This window comes from Planomonospora sp. ID82291 (assembly GCF_015711645.1).
Lineage (GTDB): Bacteria > Actinomycetota > Actinomycetes > Streptosporangiales > Streptosporangiaceae > Planomonospora.
Genome location: NZ_JABTEX010000001.1, coordinates 415,414 through 437,413, shown reverse-complemented (window position 1 = coordinate 437,413; position 22,000 = coordinate 415,414). Strand labels below are relative to the sequence as shown.

The window sequence follows — 22,000 nt, the reverse complement described above, 5'->3', positions numbered from 1 at the left end:
GTTCCGCGTGGTCATGGTCGTCGCGGCCGGCCGGGGCCGCCGCGCCGGGGCCGGCGCGGCGGCGCGGTCAGGGCCGCCGCGGCGGGGCCTGGACGAGCTCGGTGAGCATCCCGCCCACGTCCTTGGGGTGCAGGAAGGCGATGGAGGAGCCCATGGAGCCGTGGCGCGGCTCCGCGTCCAGCAGGCGGACCCCCCGGCCGCCGATCTCGCCCAGGGCCGCCTCGACGTCCGGCACGCCGAACGCGACGTGGTGCACCCCCTCCCCGCGCCTGGCCAGGAACCTGCCCACGGGGGTGTCGGGGCCGAGCGGTTCGAGGAGCTGGAGGTAGGAGCCGCCTCCCTCGCCGTCGGCGATGTGCAGCATCGCCTCCTTGACCCCCTGCTCCTCGTTGACCTCCCTGGCCACCACCGTGAGCTCGAAGGTCCGCTCGAAGAAAGCGATCTTCTCCTCCAGGTCGTGGCAGGCGATTCCCACGTGATCGATGCGCATGAACATAGGGCCATCCTCCATGGCGGGCGTCCGGGTGCTCATGGGTATCGTGGCAAACGCGTCACGTCCTCCGCGAGGACGCGCCGGTGAGCGGGACCGAGGGGCGGAGACCTCCGCGGGGCCGAGGGCAGCGATCCGGCATCTTCCGTCCGAGCCGTGACGCGCAGTGCCGCCATCGACACAGGAAGGCCCCTCCCATGCCTGGTTCCGTCATCGTCGCCGGAGCTCGTACCCCCATCGGCCGCCTTCTCGGCTCCCTGTCCGGCCTGTCGGCCGCGGAGCTCGGAGGCATCGCGATCAAGGCCGCGCTGGAGCGCTCCGGCATCGCCCCCGAGGCCGTGCAGTACGTGATCATGGGCCAGGTGCTCCAGGCCGGGGCGGGGCAGATCCCCTCCCGGCAGGCGGCGGTGAAGGCCGGGATCCCGATGTCCGTGCCGTCGCTGACGATCAACAAGGTCTGCCTGTCCGGGATGGACGCCATCGCCCTGGCCGACCAGCTCATCCGGGCCGGCGAGTTCGACGTCGTGGTCGCCGGCGGCATGGAGTCCATGTCCAACGCCCCGCACCTGCTGCCCGGCCTGCGCCGGGGGGTGAAGTACGGCGACGCCGCCATCGTGGACTCGATGGCGTACGACGGTCTGACCGACGCCTACGACCAGGTGTCCATGGGCGAGTCCACCGAGCGGCACAACGCCCGCCTGGGCCTGACCCGCGAGGAGCAGGACGCGTTCTCCGCCCGCTCCCACCGGCTCGCCGCCGCCGCGATCGAGAAGGGCGCGTTCGACGACGAGATCGTCCCGGTCCCCGTCCCGCAGCGCAAGGGCGAGCCGGTCGTCTTCTCCGCCGACGAGGGCGTGCGCGGCGACACCACCGCCGAGACCCTGAGCCGGCTGCGCCCCGCCTTCGCCGCGGACGGCACGATCACCGCGGGCTCCGCCTCGCAGATCTCCGACGGCGCCTGCGCGGTGGTGGTGATGTCGAAGGCGAAGGCGGAGGAACTGGGCCTGGAGTGGCTGGCCGAGATCGGCGCCCACGGCAACGTGGCCGGGCCGGACAACTCGCTGCAGTCGCAGCCGGCCAACGCGATCAGGCACGCCCTCGGCAAGCAGGGGCTCACGGTGGACGACCTCGACCTGCTGGAGATCAACGAGGCGTTCGCCCAGGTCGTCCTGCAGTCCGCCAAGGAACTGGGCGTCCCCCTCGACAAGGTCAACGTCAACGGCGGCGGCATCGCCCTCGGCCACCCGATCGGGGCCTCCGGCGCCCGCATCGTCCTGGCTCTCGCCCACGAGCTCCGGCGCCGGGGCGGGGGGCTCGGCGCGGCGGGCCTGTGCGGCGGCGGCGGCCAGGGCGACGCCCTGATCATCCGCGTCCCCTCGGTCTGAGGGCGGGGATGGACGACCGGGAGGCCGCATCGGCGGTCTCAGGGCAGCACGACCGGGAGGCCGCATCGGCGGCGCCGGGGCAGCGCGACCGGCGGGACGGAGACGGCATGGATCTGGACGTCCTGGTCGAGGGCGTCCGCCGGGGGCGGCCCCGGGCGGTGGCCCGGCTGATCACCCTGGTGGAGAACGGCTCGCCGCTGCTGCGGGAGATCTCCGCGGAGCTGGTGCGGCTCTGCGCCGCCCGGCCGCGGCGGGCCCGGATCATCGGGCTCACGGGCTCGCCCGGCGTGGGCAAGTCCACCTCCACCGCGATGCTGGTCCGGACGTTCCGCGAGCGCGGCAGGACGGTCGGCGTGCTGGCGGTCGACCCGTCCTCGCCGTTCACCGGCGGGGCGCTGCTGGGCGACCGGGTGCGGATGCAGGACCACGCCACCGACCCCGGCGTGTTCATCCGGTCCATGGCCAGCCGCGGCCACCTGGGCGGGCTGTCCTGGGCCGCGCCGCAGGCGCTGCGCGTGCTGGAGGCCGCCGGGTGCGAGGTCATCCTCGTCGAGACGGTCGGGGTCGGCCAGGCCGAGGTGGACATCGCCTCCCTGGCCGACAGCACCGTCGTGCTGCTCGCCCCGGGCATGGGCGACGGCGTCCAGGCCGCCAAGGCGGGCATCCTGGAGATCGCGGACGTGTTCGTGGTCAACAAGGCCGACCGCGACGGCGCCCAGGCGACGGTCCGCGAGCTGCGCAACATGCTCGCCCTGGTCGAGCGGGCCTGGCGACCGCCGATCGTGCCGACGGTGGCCTACCGGGGCGAGGGCGGCGGGGACGTGGCCGACGCCCTGGACGCGCACCTGGCGCACCTGGAGGAGTCGGGGGGACTGGAGCGCCGCCGCCGCGCCAGGGCGCGGGACGAGATCGAGGCCGTCGCCCTGGCCGCGCTCCGCTCGCGCTTCGCCCACCTGCACGGGGACCGGCGGCTGGACGCGCTCGCCGCGCGAGTCCTGGACGCCGAGCTCGACCCCTACACGGCGGCGGACGAACTGCTCGCCTCACTCGGCTGACGGGCTCGGCCGGGTGGGACGAGCCGCTCGCCCGCCCGGCTGGCGGGTCCCGCCGGCCCGGAGCGCGCACCGGGTCAGGGCTCGTCGGAGAACTTCACCGTCACCTTCGTGAAGCCGAGGCCGCCCAGCATGCCCTGCAGCATCGCCTTGGTGTTCTGGTCGGCGCGGTTGCGCAGGTCACTGGCGAGGGCCGCCTCGGCGATCTTCTTCTCGGCCAGCACGTAGAGCTCCTGCTGGTCGGACGGGGAGGAGGACAGGAACTCCCCGACCCGGTCGAACAGGCCGCGCTGCTGGTCGTAGACGTAGGAGCGCCGGTTGTCGAGGTTGGGCTTCTCCAACTGGGCGCGCGGAAGCCGTACGGTGACCTCGGTGCGGTCGGGGGAGACGGTCAGCGCGTCCTTGGCCAGGCCGCCGAAGTCCACGTAGGCGTCGACGCCGCCCGCTCCGACGAAGAGGGTCCGGGTGCCCTTGAGGGCGTCGGGCAGGAAGTCGGCGTCCTTCTCCAGGTCCACGATGACCTGGAAGTTGCCGGTGGCCGCCTCGAAGCGGCTGAGATCGTGGATGGACTGCAGCAGGGCCGGCTGGCTGCGGTCGACCGTGGTCTCGCCGAAGGGGTCCAGCCACGACCAGGCGACCCTGGCCCCCACGGCCAGGAGGGCCGCGGCGACGAGGAGCCCGGCCAGGAAGCGCAGGCGGCGCCGGCGCGGCGCCGGGGGGGAGACCTCGGGGGGTGCTTCCGGGGGAGCGTTCACAGCCGTGTCCTTCCCGCGGGGGCCGCTTTCTCACCTGGACCCTACGCGGATCCCGTCATCGCCGCGGAAGGCCCGCGGAGGTCACGTCCTGCAGGTGCCGCCGGAGCGCGTCGCGGATGTCCCCGAGCGGCGTGCCGTCCGCCCGCCGGCCCGGTTCACCGCCGTGGTGCTCCCTCGGTCCACCGCCGTGGTGCTCCCTCGGCCCGCCGTCCCCCTGGCCGCGCGGCTCCCCGCCCCGGGGGCCGTCGTGGCGGGGGAGGGAACCGCCCTCCGCGGCCGGGCCGGGCCGTCCGCGCGGCGGGGCGGGCGCTCCCGGGGCGGGGGAGACGGCCGGGCGGGCGAACAGCACGTCCTCGGGCGCCTGGTAGAGCTGGCCGGCGCGGGGCGTCCCCTCCGCCAGGCCCGTCCGCCCGAGGCCGGTGGTCCGCCCGCCGGCCCGCTCGCGCCGGGACTCCCCGCTCCCCTTCGGCTCACCGGTCCTGCGCGTGCCGGAGGCCGCCCGGCTCTCCCGGGGCTCCGGAGTCTCCGCCCGCGACCGGCGCGTCTGCCCGCTCTGGGCCGTCTGGGCGCCGAAGTGGGTGCTCTGCAGCCGGCAGCCGGTGAAGTCGGAGTAGTAGAGCCGCAGCCAGCCGCGCCGCTGGGCCTCGGTCAGGCCGGAGAACCAGGCGGCGGCGTACTGGTGTTCGGGCAGCGGCCCGCCGGGCAGCGGTTCGCCGCGCAGCCAGGCCGTCACGATGTCGCGGTACCCGTCGGCCACCGTGCCCTCGCACTCCTCCGCCAGGCTCTCCACGAACTCGTCGGACGCCCGGTCGGCGAATCCGGCCGACAGGTCGTCGACGTGGACGGGGACCACGCCCGGGGGCAGGACGGCGTCGTCGCGCCGGGGACGCTGCTCGACCCGGGAGAACTCGCCGGGCGTGCCCGCCAGCCGGGAGGCGATCTTGACGAACGCCGAGCCCAGCTCGTCCAGTCCGGTGCGCATCCCCGGGTGCACGCAGACCATGATCGGCCACTCCTGGCAGCTGTAGACCACCCGCTGGATCGCGATCGGCTTCGGCTCGGAGAGCAGCCGGGCGACGCCGGTGCCGGCGGCCAGCACCGCGAGCAGCGCGGCGGCCAGCACGAGCGCCTGGCGGGTCACGATGGCGGCCCAGCCCAGCAGGAGCGCGGAGCTGACGCCCAGCAGCCAGAGCGTCTGGTCGGTGAAGGCCGCCGCGCTCAGCCCCTGGAAGAGGTCGTACGGCTCCCGCGTGGCGGGGGCGAGCCGGTCGGCCCAGGTCGAGCCGTCGGCCAGCCAGCTGAACAGGGCGTAGCAGCCGATGCCGGCGAGCGCCGGGGTGATGGTCCAGGGCAGCAGCCATCCGGTCACCCAGCCGATGGTGACGTACAGGGCCAGCCCGGACACGCCCATGATCAGTCCACTGGGCAGCAGCCGTCCGGCCTGCTCGCTGAGCATGGTCTTGACCGCCAGGACCAGCACCGTGGCGGTGTAGGAGCCCATGACGACCACCAGGATCGCCAGCGGCGCGCGCACCGCCTGCCACGTGGTCAGGGCCCTGCCGCCGGTCGCGCGCCGCCGGCGCACCGCCACCCAGGCGGCGAACGCGGCGGCGACCGGCCCGGTGATGCGCAGGGAGCCGATGAGCGCGACGATGATGTTCTCCCAGGCGCTGACACCGGGAATGAGGACGCTCCACGCCGCGACCACACCGAGCACGAGCAGGACGGCGACCGCCACCAACGCGCTCTGCTGGAGTTCCTCGCGTGAAACGCCCCTGTGCTCACGCACGGGAGGGCGCGGGCCGGGCCCGCGCCGCATCCACCGCCGCACCCACCGCGCCGGAGCCCGGACCGGAGTCCGGGCCGGAGTCGGCATGGCGTGCGAACGCCTTCGAATCGTCGTCCATCAAGCACCCCCCGTGCGGTGAATGTGCGGAGCCGGTCCCCTCGGCGTCCGGTCCCGCCCGCTTCCCCCGCGGGCTGGACTTGAGTCCCCGTCGCCACTTGGCTGCGGCCTCACCATTCGATGTGGGAACCATAACTGAGTGTGACGTTTCACGCCCGGGTTCTTGGCCAAGCCGCCAGTCTGATCACTCTACGTATATGGGCGAACCGGGACGAGGTCGCGCTACCGTAGCCTGCGTGGCTACCGACCAGCTGAACCTGCCGTTCGACCCCATCGAGCGTGCCGCGCAGACGTGGCGCGCTCGCTTCGGGCCGTCGTCGGCGATGGCCGCGGTTACCTCGATCATGAGAGCGCACCAGATCCTGCTGTCGCAACTGGACACGCTGCTCAAGCCGTATGACTTGACCTTTGCCAGGTACGAGGCCCTGGTTTTGCTCACCTTCAGCAGGGCCGGGGCGCTGCCGCTGTCGCGGATCGGCGAGCGGCTGATGGTGCACCCGACGAGCGTCACCAACACCGTGGGCCGGCTGGAGCGGGCCGGGCTGGTCCGGCGCCGACGCAACCCCCGGGACGGCCGCGGGGTGCTGGCGGAGATCACCGACCGGGGCCGCGAGGTCGTGGCCCAGGCCACCGAGGCGCTGATGGGCGCCGACTTCGCGCTGCCGATGTACGGCGAGGCGGAGCTGGAGCAGCTGTTCGGCCTGCTCCGGACCCTCAGGGTGGCCGCGGGGGACTTCGCGGCCGAGCACGACGCCGAGCGCGGGGCCGGGCGCACCGCTCCCGGTCTGGCCAACAAATACTAGGACGTCCTAGTATTTTCCGTGGGTCCTCTCCCCGGCCCCGCCCCCGCCCACCGGCGGGCGCGGGCCGCGAGGGAGGGGCCGGGGCCACGAGCCGGACGGAAGAGGTGGGGCATGAACGCCGGGGAGATCGAGGCGGGCAGGGCGCGCTGGCAGGAGCGGTTCGACCGGGCCGCCAAGCGCGGGTCGGAGTTCCGGACGCTCTCCGGCATGGAGGTGGAGCCGGTCTACGGCCCGCCCGGGGACGACCCGCGCTTCGAGCGCATCGGCTGGCCCGGGGAGTTCCCCTTCACCCGGGGCCTGCACGTCACCGGCTACCGCGGCAAGACGTGGACCATCCGGCAGTTCGCCGGGTTCGGCAACGCCCGGCAGACCAACGAGCGCTACAAGATGATCCTGGGAGCCGGCGGCGGCGGGCTGAGCGTGGCCTTCGACATGCCGACGCTCATGGGCCGCGACTCCGACGACCCGCGCTCGCTCGGCGAGGTCGGCCACTGCGGCGTGGCGATCGACTCCGCCCAGGACATGGACCTGCTGTTCGACGGCATCCCGCTGGGCGACATCACGACCTCCATGACGATCAGCGGTCCCGCCGTGCCGATCTTCTGCATGTACGTCGTCGCGGCCGAGCGGCAGGGCGTGCCGGCCGGCCGGCTCAACGGCACGCTGCAGACCGACATCTTCAAGGAGTACATCGCGCAGAAGGAGTGGCTGTTCGCCCCCGGGCCGCACCTGCGGCTGATCGGCGACCTGATGGAGTTCTGCGCCGCGGAGATCCCGGCCTACAAGCCGCTCAGCGTCTCCGGCTACCACATCAGGGAGGCAGGCTCCACGGCCGCGCAGGAGCTGGCGTTCACCCTGGCCGACGGGTTCGGCTACGTGGAGCTCGGCCTGTCCCGCGGCCTCGACGTCGACGTCTTCGCCCCCGGGCTGTCGTTCTTCTTCGACGCGCACATCGACTTCTTCGAGGAGATCGCCAAGTTCCGAGCGGCCCGCCGCATCTGGGCCCGCTGGCTGCGCGACGTCTACGGGGCCAGGACCGACAAGGCCCAGTGGCTGCGCTTCCACACCCAGACGGCCGGGGTCTCGCTGACCGCGCAGCAGCCGTACAACAACGTGGTCCGCACCGCGGTCGAGGCGCTCGCGGCCGTGCTCGGCGGGACCAACTCGCTGCACACCAACGCGCTGGACGAGGTGCTGGCGCTGCCGACGCAGAAGGCCGCCGAGATCGCGCTGCGCACCCAGCAGGTGATCATGGAGGAGACCGAGGTCGTCAACGTCGCCGACCCGCTCGGCGGATCCTGGTACGTCGAGGCGCTCACCGACCGGATCGAGGCCGAGGCCGAGGCGATCTTCGCGAAGATCCGGGACATGGGCTCCGACGGCTCGATGACCGCGGGGATCCTGCGCGGCATCGAGGACGGCTGGTTCATGTCGGAGATCGCCGAGGCCGCCTTCGACTACCAGCGCAAGCTGGAGAAGGGCGAGAAGCGGATCGTCGGGGTGAACTGCCACACGGCCTCCGCCGAGGAGCCCCTGGAGATCCTGCGGGTCGGCCACGAGGTCGAGCGGGAGCAGAACCGGATCCTGGCCGCCCGCCGCGCCGCCCGCGACCAGGGCGCCGTCGACGCCGCGCTGGCCGCGATGATCCGGGTCGCACGAGGTGAGGGCAACATGATCCCGGCCATGCTCGACGCGGTCCGCGCCGAGGCCACCCTGGGCGAGATCTGCGACGCCCTGCGCGGGGTGTGGGGGGTCTACACCGAGCCCGCACGCTTCTGACGGCGCCCCGGCCGCCCACCGGCCGGGCCGCCCACCGGCCTCCCACTGGCGCTCCGGCCGCTCCCCGCGGGCTCCCGGGCCGCTGCCGGCCGTCCCCGCGGGCTCCCGGGCGCGCGGAAGTACGACCGGGCCCTCCTCATGCGGCAGGATTGGAGGCATGAGCCCAGCGGATTTCACTCCTCGACCCGGATCGCTCTACGGTGCCGTCGACCTCGGCGCGCGCAAGCAGGCGCTGGAGGCGCAGGCGCGCAGGGAGACCACCGCGCAGCAGACCGGAGGCGTCCCGGCGCAGGTCATCGATGTCGACGACGCCAGCTTCGCGACGGAGGTCGTCGAACGCTCCATGAACAGCCTGGTGCTGCTGGAGCTCACCGTCACCCGGGCCGAGCAGGCCAGGGACTACAGCCTCCTGCTGGAGAAGCTGGCCGCGGAGAACGCGGGCCGGTGGGTGCTGGCCCGGGTGGACGTCGAGATCAGCAGGCAGATCGCCCAGGCGCTCCGGGTGCAGAACGTGCCGGCCCTGTACGCCATCTTCCAGGGGCAGCCGGTGGCCGTCGTCCCGGGCATCGCCACCGAGCCGCAGCTGCGCGACTGGCTCACCCAGCTCATGGAGGCCCTCGCGCAGTACCTCCCGCCGCCCGCCGAAGGGCAGGAAGGCGAACCCGCCTCCCAGGAGCCCCCGGTGGACCCGGACGTCCTCGCGGCGGAGCAGGCCATCGACGCCGGCGACCTCGACGGGGCGACGGCGGCCTACGAGCGGCTCCTGGCCCGCTCCCCGAACAACGAGGACGCCAAGCTGGGACTGGCCGGGCTGGGCCTGATCCGCCGCACCACCGGCGTCGACCCGGCCGACGTGGAGCGCCGCCTGGCCGATCCCGCCGACGTCGCGGCCCAGCTGCTGGCCGCCGACTTCGAGATGCTCTCCGGTGAGGTGGACGCCGCCTTCGACCGTCTCGTCGGGGTCGTCCGCCGGACCTCCGGCGACGACCGCGACACGGCCAGGATGCACCTGCTCGGCCTGTTCGACACGCTCCCCGCCGACGACCCGTCCGTGGTCAAGGCCCGCAGGAACCTCGCCTCCGCGCTGTTCTGAACCTCCGCGCTGTTCTGAGCCTCGGCGCTGTTCTGAACCCCCGCGCGGAGCCCGTGCCCGGAGCCCGTGTTCGGAGTCCGCGCTCCGGGCTCGCGTACACCCGATCGTGACCGTGCCCGCGGACCCCGTCAGGCGGTCCGCGGCACGGACACCCGTGCGTTGGTGGCACGATGGAGGCGTCCCGAACCGGGCTTGTCGCGAAGGAGCGGATTGACCGTGGCCACCGTGCCGAGTGTGTCGTACTCCATCACCGTGCGCCTGGAGGTGCCCGCCGGCGGCAAGGCCGTCAGCCAGCTCACCCACGCCGTAGAGTCCGCCGGAGGCGTGGTCACCGCGCTCGACGTGACCACCGCCGGGCACGAGACCCTGCGCATCGACGTCACCTGCGCCGCCCGCGACACCGACCACGCCCAGGCGATCGTGGACGGGCTCGACGCCGTCGAGGGCGTCGTCCTGCACAAGGTCTCCGACCGGACCTTCCTGATGCACCTCGGCGGCAAGATCGAGATGCAGTCCAAGGTGCCGCTGCGCACCCGCGACGAGCTCTCCATGGCCTACACACCCGGCGTCGCGCGGGTCTCCATGGCGATCGCCCGCAACCCCGAGGACGCCCGCCGCCTGACCATCAAGCGCAACAGCGTCGCGGTGGTCACCGACGGCTCGGCCGTGCTCGGCCTGGGCAACATCGGCCCGGCCGCCGCGCTCCCCGTCATGGAGGGCAAGGCCGCGCTGTTCAAGCGGTTCGCGGGCATCGACGCCTGGCCGATCTGCCTGGACACCCAGGACGTGGACAAGATCGTCGAGATCGTCCGGTGCATCGCCCCCGGCTTCGGCGGCATCAACCTGGAGGACATCTCGGCGCCGCGCTGCTTCGAGGTGGAGCGGCGGCTGCGCGAACTGCTGGACATCCCGGTCTTCCACGACGACCAGCACGGCACCGCGATCTGCGTGCTGGCCGCGCTGACCAACGCGCTGCGGGTGGTCGGCAAGGAGCTGAGCGGGGTCCGCATCACCCTCGCCGGCGCCGGAGCCGCCGGCACGGCCGTGCTGCGCCTGCTGCTCGCGGCCGGGGCCCGCGACGTGGTCGTCTGCGACTACCTCGGCGCCGTGCACCTGGGACGCGACGACCTGGACGACTCGCTCCGCTGGATCGCCGAGCACACCAACGCCGAGGGCTACTCCGGCGACCTGCGCGGCGCGGTCAAGGGCGCGGACGTGTTCGTCGGCGTGTCGGCCCCCGGCATCCTCGGCGGCGACGACATCGCCACGATGGCCGAGGACGCCGTGGTCTTCGCCCTGGCCAACCCCGAGCCGGAGGTCTCGCCCGACGACGCCCGCGAGCACGCCGCCGTGGTCGCCACGGGCCGGTCGGACTACCCGAACCAGATCAACAACGTGCTGGCCTTCCCCGGCGTCTTCCGCGGCCTGCTCGACGCGCAGGCCAGCGTGGTGAACGAGGAGATGCTGCTGGCCGCCGCCCGTGCGCTGGCCGCGGTGGTCACCGACGAGGAGCTCGGCCCCAACTACATCGTCCCCAGCGTCTTCCACCCGGACGTGGCGGGCGCGGTCGCCGCGGCCGTGCGCGAGTCGGCCGGAGGACGGGCGCGCACGGGCATGACCGAGGCGTAGCCCCCGGCGGACCGCACCGGGTCCCCGGCGGACCGCACCGGGCGCACCGGGCGCACCGGCCGGACCGCGCCGGGCGCGTCGGCTGGGCCGTACCGGGCGCGCCGGCCGGGCCGTACGGCGGGCGTGACCGGGACCGATTCCGGACCGCGACGGGCCAGGCGGAGGGTAAGGCGGCGCGATCCGCGTTCAGCCATCATGATGGGTACATGGCGGAGGCGATCTATGTCGGCGGGCTGCTGGTGGCGACACCCCAGCTGGAGGACCCCAACTTCCGGCGTTCCGTGGTCCTGATCCTGGAGCACGACATCGACGGAGGCACGCTCGGGGTGGTGCTCAACCGCCCGAGCGACGTCTCGGTGACGCAGGTGCTGCCCAGCTGGGACGCGCTGGTCACCGGTCCGCCGGTGCTGTTCCAGGGCGGGCCGGTGCAGACCGACAGCGCGCTGGCGCTGGCCGCGGTCCCGAGCGGGCAGGAGCCCCTGGGCTGGCGGAGGCTGCACACAGGGGCCGCCGCGGTGTCCCGGCTGGGGACCGTCGACCTCGACGCCCCGCCGGAGATCCTCGCGGGGGAGATCGCCCAGATGCGGATCTTCGCCGGTTACGCCGGGTGGACCGGCGGGCAACTGGAGGCCGAGATCGGCGAGGGCGCGTGGTACGTCGTGGACGCGGAGCCCGGCGACACCTTCCACGCGGCCCCCGAGACACTGTGGCGCGCGGTCCTGCGCCGCCAGCGCGGCGAGCTGGCCTACGTGGCGACCTGCCCCGACGATCCCTCGATGAACTGATCCGCGCGGGGCGGCCCGTCCCGGCGACCGGGCCCGCCCGCCGTACGGCTCCGGCCCTCGGATGCGTCCCGGGGCGAGGGCCGGATCGGCCCGCGGAGGCGGCGGACGGCCCGCGGAGGCGGCGGACGGGGTGCGGAACCGGCATCGGCGCGGGACCCGCCGGGCCGGGGACATAAAATCGACAGGGTGAGCACGAAGATCCTTCCTGAGAGCGACGTCCGGCCGAACCTGTCGCACGGCGACGGCGACCACGAGCGGTTCGCCCACTACGTCGAGAAGAACAAGATCATGGAGAGCGCGGTCACCGGGACCCCGGTGCGCGCGCTCTGCGGCAAGGTCTGGGTGCCGAACCGGGATCCCCAGAAGTTCCCGGTCTGTCCCGAGTGCAAGGAGATCTACGAAGGGCTGCCGAAGGGCGAGGACGACGGCGGCAAGGAGTGAGTGTCACTCCCGGGTGATCGCCCCCGATGAGGTTACGGTCAGGATGGCGCTGGAGACCATCCGGCCAGGTCAGACCACTCATCGGGGGAGTGCATGGTTGCGCGTGCGATCGCCGTCGTTTCGGCATGCCTGTTGACGGCGAACACCGTTCCGGCCTCCGCCCCTCCGCCGGCGCGCGTCGCGCCCGCGGCGGTCCCGGACGGATGCGCGGCCGGGACGCGGATCGCGCACCCGGCGGCCCGGGCGGCTCCGGAGGACGCCGTGGTCCCGGAGGACGCCGTGGTCCCCGAGGCTCCCGACGCCCCCGGCCGGGGGATCGAGCCGCACGCGCCCGGCCCGGAGCAGGTCGCCGAGATGATCGCCGACCTCGACCGGCGCCGGTCGGCGCCGCGCCGTGCGTCCGCGGAGACGATCACGGTCCCGGTCTGGGTGCACGTGGTCACCAGCGGCCGGTCGGGCGCGTCCGACAGCGCGGTGCGCAGCCAGATCGCCACGCTGAACGCCGCCTACGGCGGCCGGCTCGGCGGAGCCGACACCGGCATCCGGTTCCGGCTCGCCGGGATCACCAGGACGAACAACCCGGCCTGGTTCACCAACCCCATCGCCCACGAGGACTCGGTGAAGCGGCTGCGCCGAGGCGGCGCGGAGACCCTCAACCTCTACGTCGCGCAGCTCAGCCGGCTGGTGCTCGGCTACTCCACCTACCCCTACTGGTACATGAACGAGCCCGCCGCGGACGGCGTCGTGGTCGACTGGCGCAGCCTGCCCGGAGGGACGCTGCGCAACTTCGACCGCGGGTTCACCACGGTCCACGAGATCGGCCACTGGCTCGGGCTGCTGCACACCTTCGAGAACGGCTGCCAGGCCCCGGGCGACGGAGTGGCCGACACCCCGCCGCAGGCGACGGCGACCGAGGGCTGCCCGGCGGGCAAGGACAGCTGCCCCGGGGACGGGCCCGACGCGGTCCACAACTTCATGGACTACTCCTACGACACCTGCATGTCGCAGTTCACCGCGGGGCAGGGGGCCAGGATGAAGGAGGCGTGGAGGCTGTACCGGGACGCGGGTCCGGACATTACCCTTGACAGGTGACAGCACCGAAGACTCTCGACGCTCCGTACGCCCCTCCCCGGATCTTCGGCCCGCGCTACCGGACCGCGACCCTCGGCATCCTGCTCGTCGTCACCCTGATCGCCTTCGAGGGCATGTCGATCGGTGCGATCATGCCGGACGTCTCCGAGGACCTCGACGCGCTCGACCTGTACGGCATGAGCTTCTCGGCGTTCCTCATCGCCGGCCTGTTCGCCAACGTGGCCGCCGGACTCTGGTCCGACCGGCGCGGCCACGCCGTCCCGTTCCTGCTCGGCGTGGCGCTGTTCGTGGCCGGCATGGTGATGGCGGGCGCCGCCGGGTCGAAGGAGGTCTTCATCGCGGCCCGCGCGGTCCAGGGGCTGGGCGGCGGCGCGGTCATCGTCGCGATCTACGTCATGATCGTGCGGGTCTACCCGCCGGAGGCCCGGCCCCGGGTCTTCGCCGGGCTCTCGTCGGCCTGGGTGCTGCCCGCGCTGGTCGGCCCCGGCCTCGGCGGGCTCATCGCCGACACCGCGGGCTGGCGCTGGGTCTTCTACGGGATCGTCCCGCTGGTGGTCCCCGCCCTGGTGATGCTGCTGCCCGCGCTGCGCGGCGGCGACGGCGACGTTCCGGAGCCCGGCACCGGCCCCCGCTCCCGGCCGGTGCGGATGACCGTGGCGGCGCTGATGACGGCCGTCGGCGGCGGCACGCTGCTCTACGGGGTGGAGCGGCTGGACACCGACCCGCTGCCCGGCGGGGTCGTCACCGCCGCGGGACTGGCCCTGCTCGCCGCGGGGCTGCCCCGGCTGCTGCCCGCCAAGGCCCTGCGCTTCGGCCGGGGGCTGCCCACCACGGTCATGATGCGCGGCGTCCTCGCCTCGGCCTTCTTCGGGGTCAACGCCTTCATCCCGCTGGTGCTCAAGGAGGAGTTCGGCTTCAGCACCACCCAGGCCGGGGTCGCGCTCACCATCGGCGCCCTGGGCTGGAGCGGCGGCTCCTACCTGCAGACCCGGCGTGAGTTCGACCGCCCCACCCTGGTGCGGATCGGCGCCACGGCGGTCACCGCCGGCATCCTGCTGACGCTGCTCGCCCTCGTTCCCGGCATGACCGGATGGATCATGGCGCCCGCCTGGATGGTCGCCGGGTTCGGCATGGGCATCGGCACCACCAGCGTGAGCATCACCACCATGCGTCAGTCGCCCGACGACGAGCAGGGCGCCAACTCCGCCGCGCTCCAGGTCGTCGACACCCTGGGCGGCGCGCTCACCATCGGGTTCGGCGGTGTGCTGGTGAACCTGATCGGCCACGACGACATCGCCGCCGGCTACACCGCGATCATCGCCATGACGGCGGCCATCGGCGTGCTCGGGATGACCGTCGCCGGCCGCATGCGCGACCTCCCCTGACCCGGCCCTCCCGTCCCATACCGGAGATCGCCTATGGCCGGACCGCCGCGGTCGAGGCATGGTAGGACGGAAGGCCGGGACCACCAGGAGGAGGCGGCGTGGGCGAACCACCCCACCGGGCGTGGCCGCCGGAGGAGCCCCCGCGGCGGGCCCGCGACCCCCGCCGGGCGCGGCCGTACGGGGCCCCGGTGGACAGGGCGGCGTCTCCGGCGCCGCCCGCGGCCCCCGCATCCCCGGCGCCACCCGGACCGCCCGAGCCGGACGCCCTGCGGCCCGGTCAGGTCTGGCCGCCCCGGCGGAGCGGGTGGAGCCCCGGCCGGCCCGGTGGCGCGGGACCGGCCGGCGCGGACGGACAGGAGGAGGACCTGCCGCCCTCGGCCCGCCGGTACGGCATGCCCGCGACGCCGTCCGGTCCCCGGATCCCGCACCGCCTGCGGCGCTTCCTGCCCGGCCTCCTCGCGCTGGCGGCCTGTGCGGTGATCACCGCCGGCGTCGTGGCCGCGGTGCTCCGGGCGCTGCCCTCCCCGGCGCCCGCCCGCGTGACGGACCGGGTCGCGGGCGTCGGCTACCCGCTGCCCGACGGGTGGCGGGCCGGAACGGCGCCCCCGGTCACCGGGTTCACCTCGGCGGCCGGAGACGGCCGGACCGCGACGGTGCTGGTCAGGCCGGGCGGCCGGGTGACCGACGCGCGCAAGGCCGCCGTCACCCTCGCCGACCTGTACGGCAGGCTCCTGCTCCACGGCGACGAGGTGCGGGTCGAGGACGACCGGGCGGTCACCGTGGGCGGGCGGGCCGGGCACAGCCGGACCCTCCGGGCGGAGTACCGCGACGTGGTGAACCGCCCCGCCTCCCTGCGGGTGGTGTTCCTCGCCGCGAGCGGGGGCCGGCCCCCCGTGGTCGTGCTGGCGGTCGCCAAACCGGACGACGCCCGGACGCGCGCCGCGATCGACGCCGTGCTCGCCGGGATCCGCTGAGCCCGCACGTCCGCGCGGCGATCGCGGCCGATCGGCGCGCCCGGCCGGTGACGCCGATTAGTCTGTTGAGATTGTGAGTGAGCCAAGCGAGCGGACCATCAGACACGGCAGGCCCGTCGACGCCCCGACCGGCCGTCAGGCGAGGAGGAGCGCATGAGCACGTTCGCCGCCTCCCACCTGTCCCCCTCCTACCCCGAGAGAGCCGCCTGGGGCACCGCGCCGAAGCTCCGCGCCTGGCAGCAGGAGGCCTTCGACCTCTACCTCAGGCGCGAGCCGCGCGACTTCCTCGCGGTCGCCACCCCGGGCGCGGGCAAGACGACCTTCGCGCTGCGCATCGCCAGCGACCTGCTGTCGCGAGGGATCGTCCGGGCGGTGACGATCGTCACCCCCACCGAGCACCTCAAGCAGCAGTGGGCCGACGCCGCCGGCCGGGTCGGCATCGCGATCGACCCCGAGTTCAAGAACAGCCAGGGCGCGACCTCCCGCGACTACACCGGGGTGGCCGTCACCTACGCCCAGATCTCCATGCACCCGGCGTTGCACCGCGCCCGCACCGAGGCGCGCAAGACGCTCGTCATCTTCGACGAGATCCACCACGCGGGCGACGCCAAGTCCTGGGGTGACGGCGTGCGGGAGGCGTTCGAGCCCGCCGCCCGGCGGCTGGCCCTGACCGGCACCCCCTTCCGCTCCGACGTGAACCCGATCCCGTTCGTCACCTACGCCGAGGACGGCGAGGGCGTGCGGCGGAGCGTCTCCGACTACTCCTACGGGTACGGCCCGGCGCTCGCCGACGGTGTCGTCCGGCCGGTCATCTTCCTCGCCTACGCCGGTGAGATGCGCTGGCGGACCCGTGCGGGCGACGAGATCGCCGCGACGCTCGGCACCCCCCTCACCAAGGACCAGCTCGGCCAGGCGTGGAAGGCCGCGCTCGACCCGAAGGGCGACTGGATCCGGCAGGTGCTCCAGGCCGCCGACCGGCGGCTGACCGAGGTCCGCCGGGGCGTGCCGGACGCGGGCGGCCTGGTGATCGCCACCGACCACGAGACGGCCCGCGCCTACGCCCGGCACATCCGCGCCATCACCGGTGAGGGCGCCACGGTCGTGCTCTCCGACGACCCCGAGGCGTCCAAGAAGATCAAGCAGTTCTCGGCGTCGAAGGACCGCTGGCTGGTGGCGGTCCGGATGGTCTCCGAGGGCGTCGACATCCCGCGCCTGGCCGTGGGCGTCTACGCGACCAGCACCTCGACGCCGCTGTTCTTCGCCCAGGCGGTCGGCCGCTTCGTCCGGGCCCGCAAACGCGGTGAGACGGCCTCGGTGTTCCTCCCCTCGGTGCCGACCCTCATGGGGCTGGCCGGGGAGATGGAGGCCGAGCGCGACCACGTGCTCGACCGCAAGCCGCCGGAGGAGGGGCTCGACGACTTCCTCGTCGAGGACGCCAACCGCAAGAAGGACAACCCCGACGTCCTGGGCGACGAGCTGCCGTTCGAGACCCTGGAGGCGGTCGCCACCTTCGACCGGGTGCTCTTCGACGGAGGCGAGTTCGGCACCGCCGCCGAACCCGGCTCTCCCGAGGAGGAGGACTTCCTCGGGCTGCCCGGCCTGCTGGAGCCCGACCAGGTCCGGACCCTGCTCAGCAAGCGCCAGTCGGAGCAGCTCAAGGGCGGCCGGAGCAGGCCCGAGCCGAAGGAGCCGCAGCTCGCCCCGCACGAGCTGATCGCCAACCTGCGTAAGGAGCTCAACGGCCTGGTCGGTGCGTGGAACCACCGCACCGGGCAGCCTCACGGGGTCATCCACGCCGAGCTCCGGCGCGCCTGCGGCGGCCCCGCCATCGCCCAGGCGACCGCCGAACAGGTCCAGGCGCGGATCGACAAGATCCGCCAGTGGGCCACCCAGCGGTCGCGTTAGGCCGCGCCGGCGACCGTCCGGCGCACGGGGCGGCCGTCCGAGACCCGCGATTCCGGCCGGTACGGCGCGACCGTCCGGAAGCCGCGCCGGTCAGCGCAGGGCGATCGGCCGGCCGGTGCGGCCGTCGACCGCGGTGAGATCCGGCCCGCCGGGCAGCGGCGGGACGAGGCGGACCTGCATGGAGGCCGTACCGCCGGTGACGCGCACCGGGAGTGTGCGGGCGCCGGCGGGACGGTCCGGCACCTCTGCGCCCCCGTGCAGCCACACCCGGAGCGTGCCGCCGCGGCGGCGCACGACGACGGTCGCGGTGTCGCATCCGTCCGCCGTGGCCGTCCAGGAGAGCGCCACCGCGCGGAGCGCGCCCCGGCGCGTGATCAGCCGGGCCTCTTCGGGCGCCAGGGGGGAGGCGGAGCAGGCCGCCGGGTGCGCGATCACGTTTCCCGGCCGGGTGGGGGCGGGCGCCATGGGCCGGGGAGACGCGGTCGCCGAGGGCCGAGGGGGCACGGAGGACGCTGGGGACGCTGGGGACGCTGAGGAGGGCCGGGAGACCTCGGGCGCCGCGGGCCGCAGAGCCGAGGGCCGGGCGGCCGGCGCCTGGGGCGGGATCCCGGAGTCGAGCCAGACGGTGGCCGCCTCCAGCGCGGTGAGTGCCAGAACGGCGATCACCCGGGCCCGGGCTCGGCCGCGGAGCAGCAGCCATAGGCACACAGGGGCCAGGAGCAGCCACGAGACACCGAGCACGAGCATGTGGTCACCACCGCGAGGTATGAGGACTTCAACTCTCCGTCATACTCCTGTCGCACCGGGTGATGAAGGTGTTTACCGCTTCCTTGCCGATCGGTGATCGTCCGCATCCGAAGCGTGAGGAGTCCGATAGCGTGTCCTCGTCCCTGTCGCCACACCCCCTCCCTCGGTGGCCATTACGCTCTCCCAGAAGGAAACACGTACATGCTGCAGCTGCAGAAAGCCCTCCGTACCGAGATCAGGGAGTACACGGCGCCCATGTTCGAGCAGCTCATGGTGAGGATGGACGACTTCGCCACGAAGAAGGACCTGGAGCGGTTCGCGACCAAGGAGGACCTGGAGCGGTTCGCGACCAAGGAGGACCTGGCCGAGGTCAAGCAGGACGTGGCGGTCCTGAAGACCGACGTGGCGGTCCTGAAGACCGACGTGGCCGACCTCAAACACGACGTCGCGGGACTCAAGCACGACGTCTCCGGGCTCAAGCACGACGTCGCGGGGCTCAAGACGGACGTGGCCGGGCTCAAGGGCGACTTCCGCCGCATGGACGGGAAGATCGACCGGATCATCGACTTCCTGGGGATGCCGGCGGCCTGAGGCCGGGCTCAGGGCGCGCGGACCACCGGGGCGCCGGTGAGGATCACTCCGGCCGAGTCGAGCTCGGCCAGGGCGGCCTCGGTGGTCTGGCGGGCGACCCCGGCGGTGAGGTCGAGCGGCACGTGCACGGCCAGGCCGTTCTCGACGGCGTCCAGCGCCGTGGCGCGCACGCAGTGGTCGGTGGCGATGCCCACGACGTCCACGGCGTGGACGTGGCGCTCGGCGAGCCAGTCGGCCAGCCGGGTGCCGTCGGCCGACGTCCCCTCGAAACCGCTGTAGGCGGCGGAATGGGCGCCTTTGCTGAAGACCTCCTCCACCCGCCCGGTGTCGAGGGCGGGGTGGAAGCCCGCGCCGGGGGTCCCGGCCACGCAGTGCGCCGGCCACGAGGTCACGAAGTCGGGCTCCGCGGCGAAGTGGCCGCCGGGATCGACGTGGAAGTCGCGGGTGGCCACGACGTGGTCGTAGCCGTGCGAGGCCGCGTGCCGGGAGATGGCGGCGGCGACCTCGGCGCCGCCGTCCACGGCGAGGCTGCCGCCCTCGCAGAAGTCGTTCTGGACGTCGACGATGATCAGCGCGGTTGCCATGGCATCTAGTCAAACACGGTGGGAAGCGCGGTGTCGCCCCGGGAGAGCTGGTGGGCGGTGACGGGGAGTTCGGCGAAGGACTCCCGGTGCCGGGCGCGGGCCTCCTCCAGCTTCTCCCGCACGAGGACCTCGCCGCCCCTGACCAGCGGAGCCTGCAGCGGACGGGTGCCGGGCGGACGCCGCCCGGCGGTCGTGACCAGTTCGGCGACCGCCGTGCCCGACGCGTCGAGCCGCCGGAAGGCCTCCTTGCGCCCGCCCCGGCTGGGCTTGCCGACGGATCTCTTGGCCACCGGTTCGAGGACGCCCGCGGCGTTCTCCCGGGCGACGAGCTTGTAGACCAGGGCGGCGGTGGGCGAGCCGGAACCGGTGACCAGGGAGGTCCCGACGCCGTAGCCGTCCACCGGGGCGGCGGCCAGCGCCGCGATGGCGTACTCGTCGAGGTCGCTGGTGACGAGGATCCGGGTGCCGTGCGCGCCCAGGGCGTCGAGCTGCGCGCGGACCTCGCGGGCGGCCTCGGTCAGGTCGCCGGAGTCGAGGCGGACCGCGCCCAGCCCCGGCCCGGCGAGCTCGACCGCGGTCCGTACGGCCCGCGCCACGTCGTAGGTGTCCACCAGCAGCGTGGTGCCCGTGCCGAGGGAGGCGAGCTGGGCGGCGAACGCCTGCTCCTCGGAGTCGTGCAGCAGCGTGAAGGCGTGGGCGGCGGTCCCGGCGGTCGGCACGCCGTACACCCGGCCGGCCATGAGGTTGGAGGTGGCGGCGAACCCGCACAGGTAGGCGGCGCGGGCCGCCGCCACGGCGGACATCTCGTGGGTGCGCCGCGAGCCCATTTCGATGATCGGCCGCGAACCGGCGGCGCAGACCATCCGGGAGGCGGCGGTGGCGATCGCGCAGTCGTGGTTGAGAACGGACAGGATCAGCGTCTCCAGCAGCACGGCCTCGGCGAACGTGCCCTCCACGGTCATGATCGGGGAGCCGGGGAAGTAGCACTCGCCCTCGCGGTAGCCGTGCACGTCGCCGCGGAAGCGGTAGCCCGCCAGGAAGTCGAGGGTGGCGTCGTCCACCACCCGGTCGCCGGCCAGGAACGCGAGCTCGTCCTCGCCGAACCGGAAGTGCTCCAGCGCGTCGAGCACCCGGCCGGTCCCGGCGACCACCCCGTAGCGCCGCCCGCCCGGCAGCTGCCGGGCGAACACCTCGAACACGGCGCGCCGGGAGGCCGCGCCGCTGCGCAGGGCCGCCTGCAGCATCGTCAGCTCGTAGTGATCCGTCAGCAACGCCCCGCTCATGCTCATCGTCACGAGTCGAAGACTAAGCCCGGGATAGGGCAGACTGGGGAACGTGGGTACCACAGCTCCGATGGAGGTCGAACGTCCGTCGATCGACAGCCGGCCGGATCTGCCCTGGCTGACGATCGTCTGGAACGACCCGGTCAACCTGATGTCGTACGTCACGTACGTCTTCCAGTCCGTCTTCGGCTACTCGCGGGAGAAGGCGGAGAAACTGATGCTGGACGTGCACCACAAGGGCAGGGCGGTGGTCTCCAGCGGCACCCGCGAGGAGATGGAGCGCGACGTGCAGATCATGCACTCCTACGGCCTGTGGGCGACCGTGCAGCAGGACGCATGAGCAGTGGGTTCGCCGCGGGGCGCGGCGGCGGCGTGACCGCCCGCTTCGACGCCGCGGAGATCACGGTCCTGCGGTCGCTGGTCTCCCAGATCCTGGACCTGGTCGAGCCCGGCGCGACGGGGGACGATCCGCTGGAGCGTGCCCTGGGGATCGGCTCGCCCGAGCGGCCCACCGACCCGGTGCTGGCCCGGCTGTTCCCCGCGGCCTACGCCGACGACGAGCTGTCGGCGGAGTTCCGCCGCTACACCGAGGCGACCCTGCGGGACGGCAAGCGCTCCGACGCGCAGACCATGCTGGAGACCGCCGCGCCCGGCCGGGTGGAGCTCACCGCCGAGCAGGCGCAGGCGTGGATGCGGGCGCTGAACGACGTGCGGCTGGCGCTCGGCACCCGGCTGGAGGTGACCGAGGAGGTGCACGACGAGATCGCCGGGATGGGCGAGGACGACCCGCGCTACCCGGCGTACGTGACCTACGACTGGCTGACCTACCTCCAGGACAGCCTGGTCCGCGCCCTTTGGTAACTTCCAGGCATGCTCACGATCTCCCAGGAACTGGTCGACAAGATGATCGCGCACGCCCGGGCCGACCACCCGGACGAGGCCTGCGGCGTGATCGCGGGCCCCGAGGGCTCCGACACCCCGGTGCGCTTCGTCCCGATGGAGAACGCCGAGCGGTCGCCGACGTTCTACCGGTTCGACTCCATGGAGCAGCTGCGGGTCTGGCGCGAGATGGACGACCGCGACGAGGAGCCGGTGGTCATCTACCACTCCCACACCTCGACCGAGGCCTACCCCTCGCGCACCGACGTCTCCTACGCCTCCGAGCCGAACGCCCACTACGTGCTGGTCTCCACCCGTGAGGAGCTGGGGGAGGAGGCGGAGGTGCGCTCCTACCGCATCGTCGAGGGCGTGGTGACCGAGGAAGAGGTCGTCGTCCTGCCGTCGTGAGCGGTCCCGCCCCTCATCCGCCGTCGCGACGTCG

At 73.6% G+C, this 22,000-nt stretch carries 22 protein-coding genes; 16 read left to right on the top strand and 6 right to left on the bottom strand.

Annotated elements, in window-relative coordinates; genetic code table 11:
* Positions 1-67 precede the first annotated feature (67 nt).
* On the bottom strand, positions 68-496 hold the full coding sequence (gene mce, locus HS045_RS02005; RefSeq protein ID WP_196449457.1) for a methylmalonyl-CoA epimerase: 429 nt from the start codon (positions 494-496) through the stop codon (positions 68-70).
* A 191-nt stretch (positions 497-687) separates the two neighbouring features.
* Between mce and HS045_RS02000 the strand changes: the two genes are divergently transcribed.
* Positions 688-1,875, top strand: a complete 1,188-nt coding sequence (locus HS045_RS02000) for an acetyl-CoA C-acetyltransferase (protein ID WP_196449456.1) — start codon at positions 688-690, stop codon at positions 1,873-1,875.
* 107 nt (positions 1,876-1,982) lie between these two features.
* Positions 1,983-2,930 (top strand): methylmalonyl Co-A mutase-associated GTPase MeaB, encoded by a 948-nt coding sequence (meaB, locus tag HS045_RS01995; RefSeq protein ID WP_196449455.1) that lies wholly within the window; start codon positions 1,983-1,985, stop codon positions 2,928-2,930.
* Positions 2,931-3,004: 74 nt separating this feature from the next.
* Here the strand turns inward: meaB and HS045_RS01990 are convergent, their stop codons facing one another.
* A complete protein-coding gene (locus HS045_RS01990; protein WP_196449454.1) occupies positions 3,005-3,682 on the bottom strand; it encodes a DUF4230 domain-containing protein in 678 nt (225 codons plus the stop codon).
* A 55-nt stretch (positions 3,683-3,737) separates the two neighbouring features.
* On the bottom strand, positions 3,738-5,420 hold the full coding sequence (locus HS045_RS01985) for a hypothetical protein (protein WP_196449453.1): 1,683 nt from the start codon (positions 5,418-5,420) through the stop codon (positions 3,738-3,740).
* A 404-nt stretch (positions 5,421-5,824) separates the two neighbouring features.
* Between HS045_RS01985 and HS045_RS01980 the strand changes: the two genes are divergently transcribed.
* The 10 genes from HS045_RS01980 (at position 5,825) to HS045_RS01935 (ending at position 17,474) form a co-directional block, all read left to right on the top strand.
* Positions 5,825-6,391, top strand: a complete 567-nt coding sequence (locus HS045_RS01980) for a MarR family transcriptional regulator (RefSeq protein ID WP_307827349.1) — start codon at positions 5,825-5,827, stop codon at positions 6,389-6,391.
* Between the two features lie 111 nt (positions 6,392-6,502).
* Complete coding sequence (locus HS045_RS01975) at positions 6,503-8,170, top strand: methylmalonyl-CoA mutase (RefSeq protein WP_196449451.1); 1,668 nt, start codon at positions 6,503-6,505, stop codon at positions 8,168-8,170.
* A 157-nt stretch (positions 8,171-8,327) separates the two neighbouring features.
* Positions 8,328-9,263 (top strand): co-chaperone YbbN, encoded by a 936-nt coding sequence (locus tag HS045_RS01970; RefSeq protein WP_196449450.1) that lies wholly within the window; start codon positions 8,328-8,330, stop codon positions 9,261-9,263.
* 216 nt (positions 9,264-9,479) lie between these two features.
* Entirely contained in the window at positions 9,480-10,892 is a 1,413-nt protein-coding gene (locus HS045_RS01965; RefSeq protein WP_196449449.1) for an NAD-dependent malic enzyme, read from the top strand.
* A 206-nt stretch (positions 10,893-11,098) separates the two neighbouring features.
* Positions 11,099-11,677, top strand: coding sequence for a YqgE/AlgH family protein (locus HS045_RS01960; protein WP_196449448.1), 579 nt, complete (start codon positions 11,099-11,101; stop codon positions 11,675-11,677).
* Positions 11,678-11,863: 186 nt separating this feature from the next.
* Complete coding sequence (locus HS045_RS01955; protein WP_196449447.1) at positions 11,864-12,118, top strand: DUF3039 domain-containing protein; 255 nt, start codon at positions 11,864-11,866, stop codon at positions 12,116-12,118.
* Positions 12,119-12,250: 132 nt separating this feature from the next.
* On the top strand, positions 12,251-13,210 hold the full coding sequence (locus HS045_RS01950) for a zinc metalloprotease (protein WP_196449446.1): 960 nt from the start codon (positions 12,251-12,253) through the stop codon (positions 13,208-13,210).
* Positions 13,207-14,595 (top strand): MFS transporter, encoded by a 1,389-nt coding sequence (locus HS045_RS01945; RefSeq protein WP_196449445.1) that lies wholly within the window; start codon positions 13,207-13,209, stop codon positions 14,593-14,595. Before HS045_RS01950 ends, HS045_RS01945 begins: the two co-directional genes overlap by 4 nt.
* Before the next feature lie 98 nt (positions 14,596-14,693).
* Positions 14,694-15,569, top strand: a complete 876-nt coding sequence (locus HS045_RS01940) for a hypothetical protein (RefSeq protein WP_196449444.1) — start codon at positions 14,694-14,696, stop codon at positions 15,567-15,569.
* 153 nt (positions 15,570-15,722) lie between these two features.
* The gene (locus HS045_RS01935) at positions 15,723-17,474 is read left to right on the top strand and encodes a DEAD/DEAH box helicase (RefSeq protein WP_196449443.1); all 1,752 of its coding nucleotides are present in this window, start codon (positions 15,723-15,725) and stop codon (positions 17,472-17,474) included.
* 90 nt (positions 17,475-17,564) lie between these two features.
* Here HS045_RS01935 and HS045_RS01930 read toward each other — a convergent pair whose 3' ends face one another.
* Positions 17,565-18,221: a hypothetical protein gene (locus HS045_RS01930; RefSeq protein ID WP_196449442.1), complete on the bottom strand. Its 657-nt coding sequence runs from the start codon at positions 18,219-18,221 to the stop codon at positions 17,565-17,567.
* A gap of 201 nt (positions 18,222-18,422) precedes the next feature.
* Between HS045_RS01930 and HS045_RS01925 the strand changes: the two genes are divergently transcribed.
* On the top strand, positions 18,423-18,812 hold the full coding sequence (locus HS045_RS01925) for a hypothetical protein (protein ID WP_196449441.1): 390 nt from the start codon (positions 18,423-18,425) through the stop codon (positions 18,810-18,812).
* Positions 18,813-18,820: 8 nt separating this feature from the next.
* Here HS045_RS01925 and HS045_RS01920 read toward each other — a convergent pair whose 3' ends face one another.
* Positions 18,821-19,396 (bottom strand): isochorismatase family protein, encoded by a 576-nt coding sequence (locus tag HS045_RS01920; protein WP_196449440.1) that lies wholly within the window; start codon positions 19,394-19,396, stop codon positions 18,821-18,823.
* 5 nt (positions 19,397-19,401) lie between these two features.
* Positions 19,402-20,685: a nicotinate phosphoribosyltransferase gene (locus HS045_RS01915; protein ID WP_196451001.1), complete on the bottom strand. Its 1,284-nt coding sequence runs from the start codon at positions 20,683-20,685 to the stop codon at positions 19,402-19,404.
* A 64-nt stretch (positions 20,686-20,749) separates the two neighbouring features.
* Between HS045_RS01915 and clpS the strand changes: the two genes are divergently transcribed.
* The 3 genes from clpS to HS045_RS01900 are packed head-to-tail and all read left to right on the top strand — an operon-like array spanning position 20,750 to position 21,966.
* Positions 20,750-21,019, top strand: a complete 270-nt coding sequence (clpS, locus tag HS045_RS01910) for an ATP-dependent Clp protease adapter ClpS (protein ID WP_230881406.1) — start codon at positions 20,750-20,752, stop codon at positions 21,017-21,019.
* On the top strand, positions 21,016-21,540 hold the full coding sequence (locus HS045_RS01905) for a DUF2017 domain-containing protein (protein ID WP_196449439.1): 525 nt from the start codon (positions 21,016-21,018) through the stop codon (positions 21,538-21,540). Before clpS ends, HS045_RS01905 begins: the two co-directional genes overlap by 4 nt.
* A gap of 9 nt (positions 21,541-21,549) precedes the next feature.
* Entirely contained in the window at positions 21,550-21,966 is a 417-nt protein-coding gene (locus tag HS045_RS01900) for a Mov34/MPN/PAD-1 family protein (protein WP_196449438.1), read from the top strand.
* Positions 21,967-22,000 lie beyond the last annotated feature (34 nt).

Coding starts and splice junctions, on each gene's coding strand:
- HS045_RS01930 (WP_196449442.1), bottom strand. CDS start 18,221: ATGCTCGTGCTCGGTGTCTCGTGGCTGCTCCTGGCCCCTGTGTGCCTA.
- HS045_RS01925 (WP_196449441.1), top strand. CDS start 18,423: ATGCTGCAGCTGCAGAAAGCCCTCCGTACCGAGATCAGGGAGTACACG.
- HS045_RS01970 (WP_196449450.1), top strand. CDS start 8,328: ATGAGCCCAGCGGATTTCACTCCTCGACCCGGATCGCTCTACGGTGCC.
- HS045_RS01905 (WP_196449439.1), top strand. CDS start 21,016: ATGAGCAGTGGGTTCGCCGCGGGGCGCGGCGGCGGCGTGACCGCCCGC.
- HS045_RS02000 (WP_196449456.1), top strand. CDS start 688: ATGCCTGGTTCCGTCATCGTCGCCGGAGCTCGTACCCCCATCGGCCGC.
- HS045_RS01975 (WP_196449451.1), top strand. CDS start 6,503: ATGAACGCCGGGGAGATCGAGGCGGGCAGGGCGCGCTGGCAGGAGCGG.
- HS045_RS01935 (WP_196449443.1), top strand. CDS start 15,723: ATGAGCACGTTCGCCGCCTCCCACCTGTCCCCCTCCTACCCCGAGAGA.
- HS045_RS01915 (WP_196451001.1), bottom strand. CDS start 20,685: ATGAGCATGAGCGGGGCGTTGCTGACGGATCACTACGAGCTGACGATG.
- clpS (WP_230881406.1), top strand. CDS start 20,750: ATGGAGGTCGAACGTCCGTCGATCGACAGCCGGCCGGATCTGCCCTGG.
- HS045_RS01960 (WP_196449448.1), top strand. CDS start 11,099: ATGGCGGAGGCGATCTATGTCGGCGGGCTGCTGGTGGCGACACCCCAG.
- HS045_RS01900 (WP_196449438.1), top strand. CDS start 21,550: ATGCTCACGATCTCCCAGGAACTGGTCGACAAGATGATCGCGCACGCC.
- HS045_RS01920 (WP_196449440.1), bottom strand. CDS start 19,396: ATGGCAACCGCGCTGATCATCGTCGACGTCCAGAACGACTTCTGCGAG.
- meaB (WP_196449455.1), top strand. CDS start 1,983: ATGGATCTGGACGTCCTGGTCGAGGGCGTCCGCCGGGGGCGGCCCCGG.
- mce (WP_196449457.1), bottom strand. CDS start 496: ATGTTCATGCGCATCGATCACGTGGGAATCGCCTGCCACGACCTGGAG.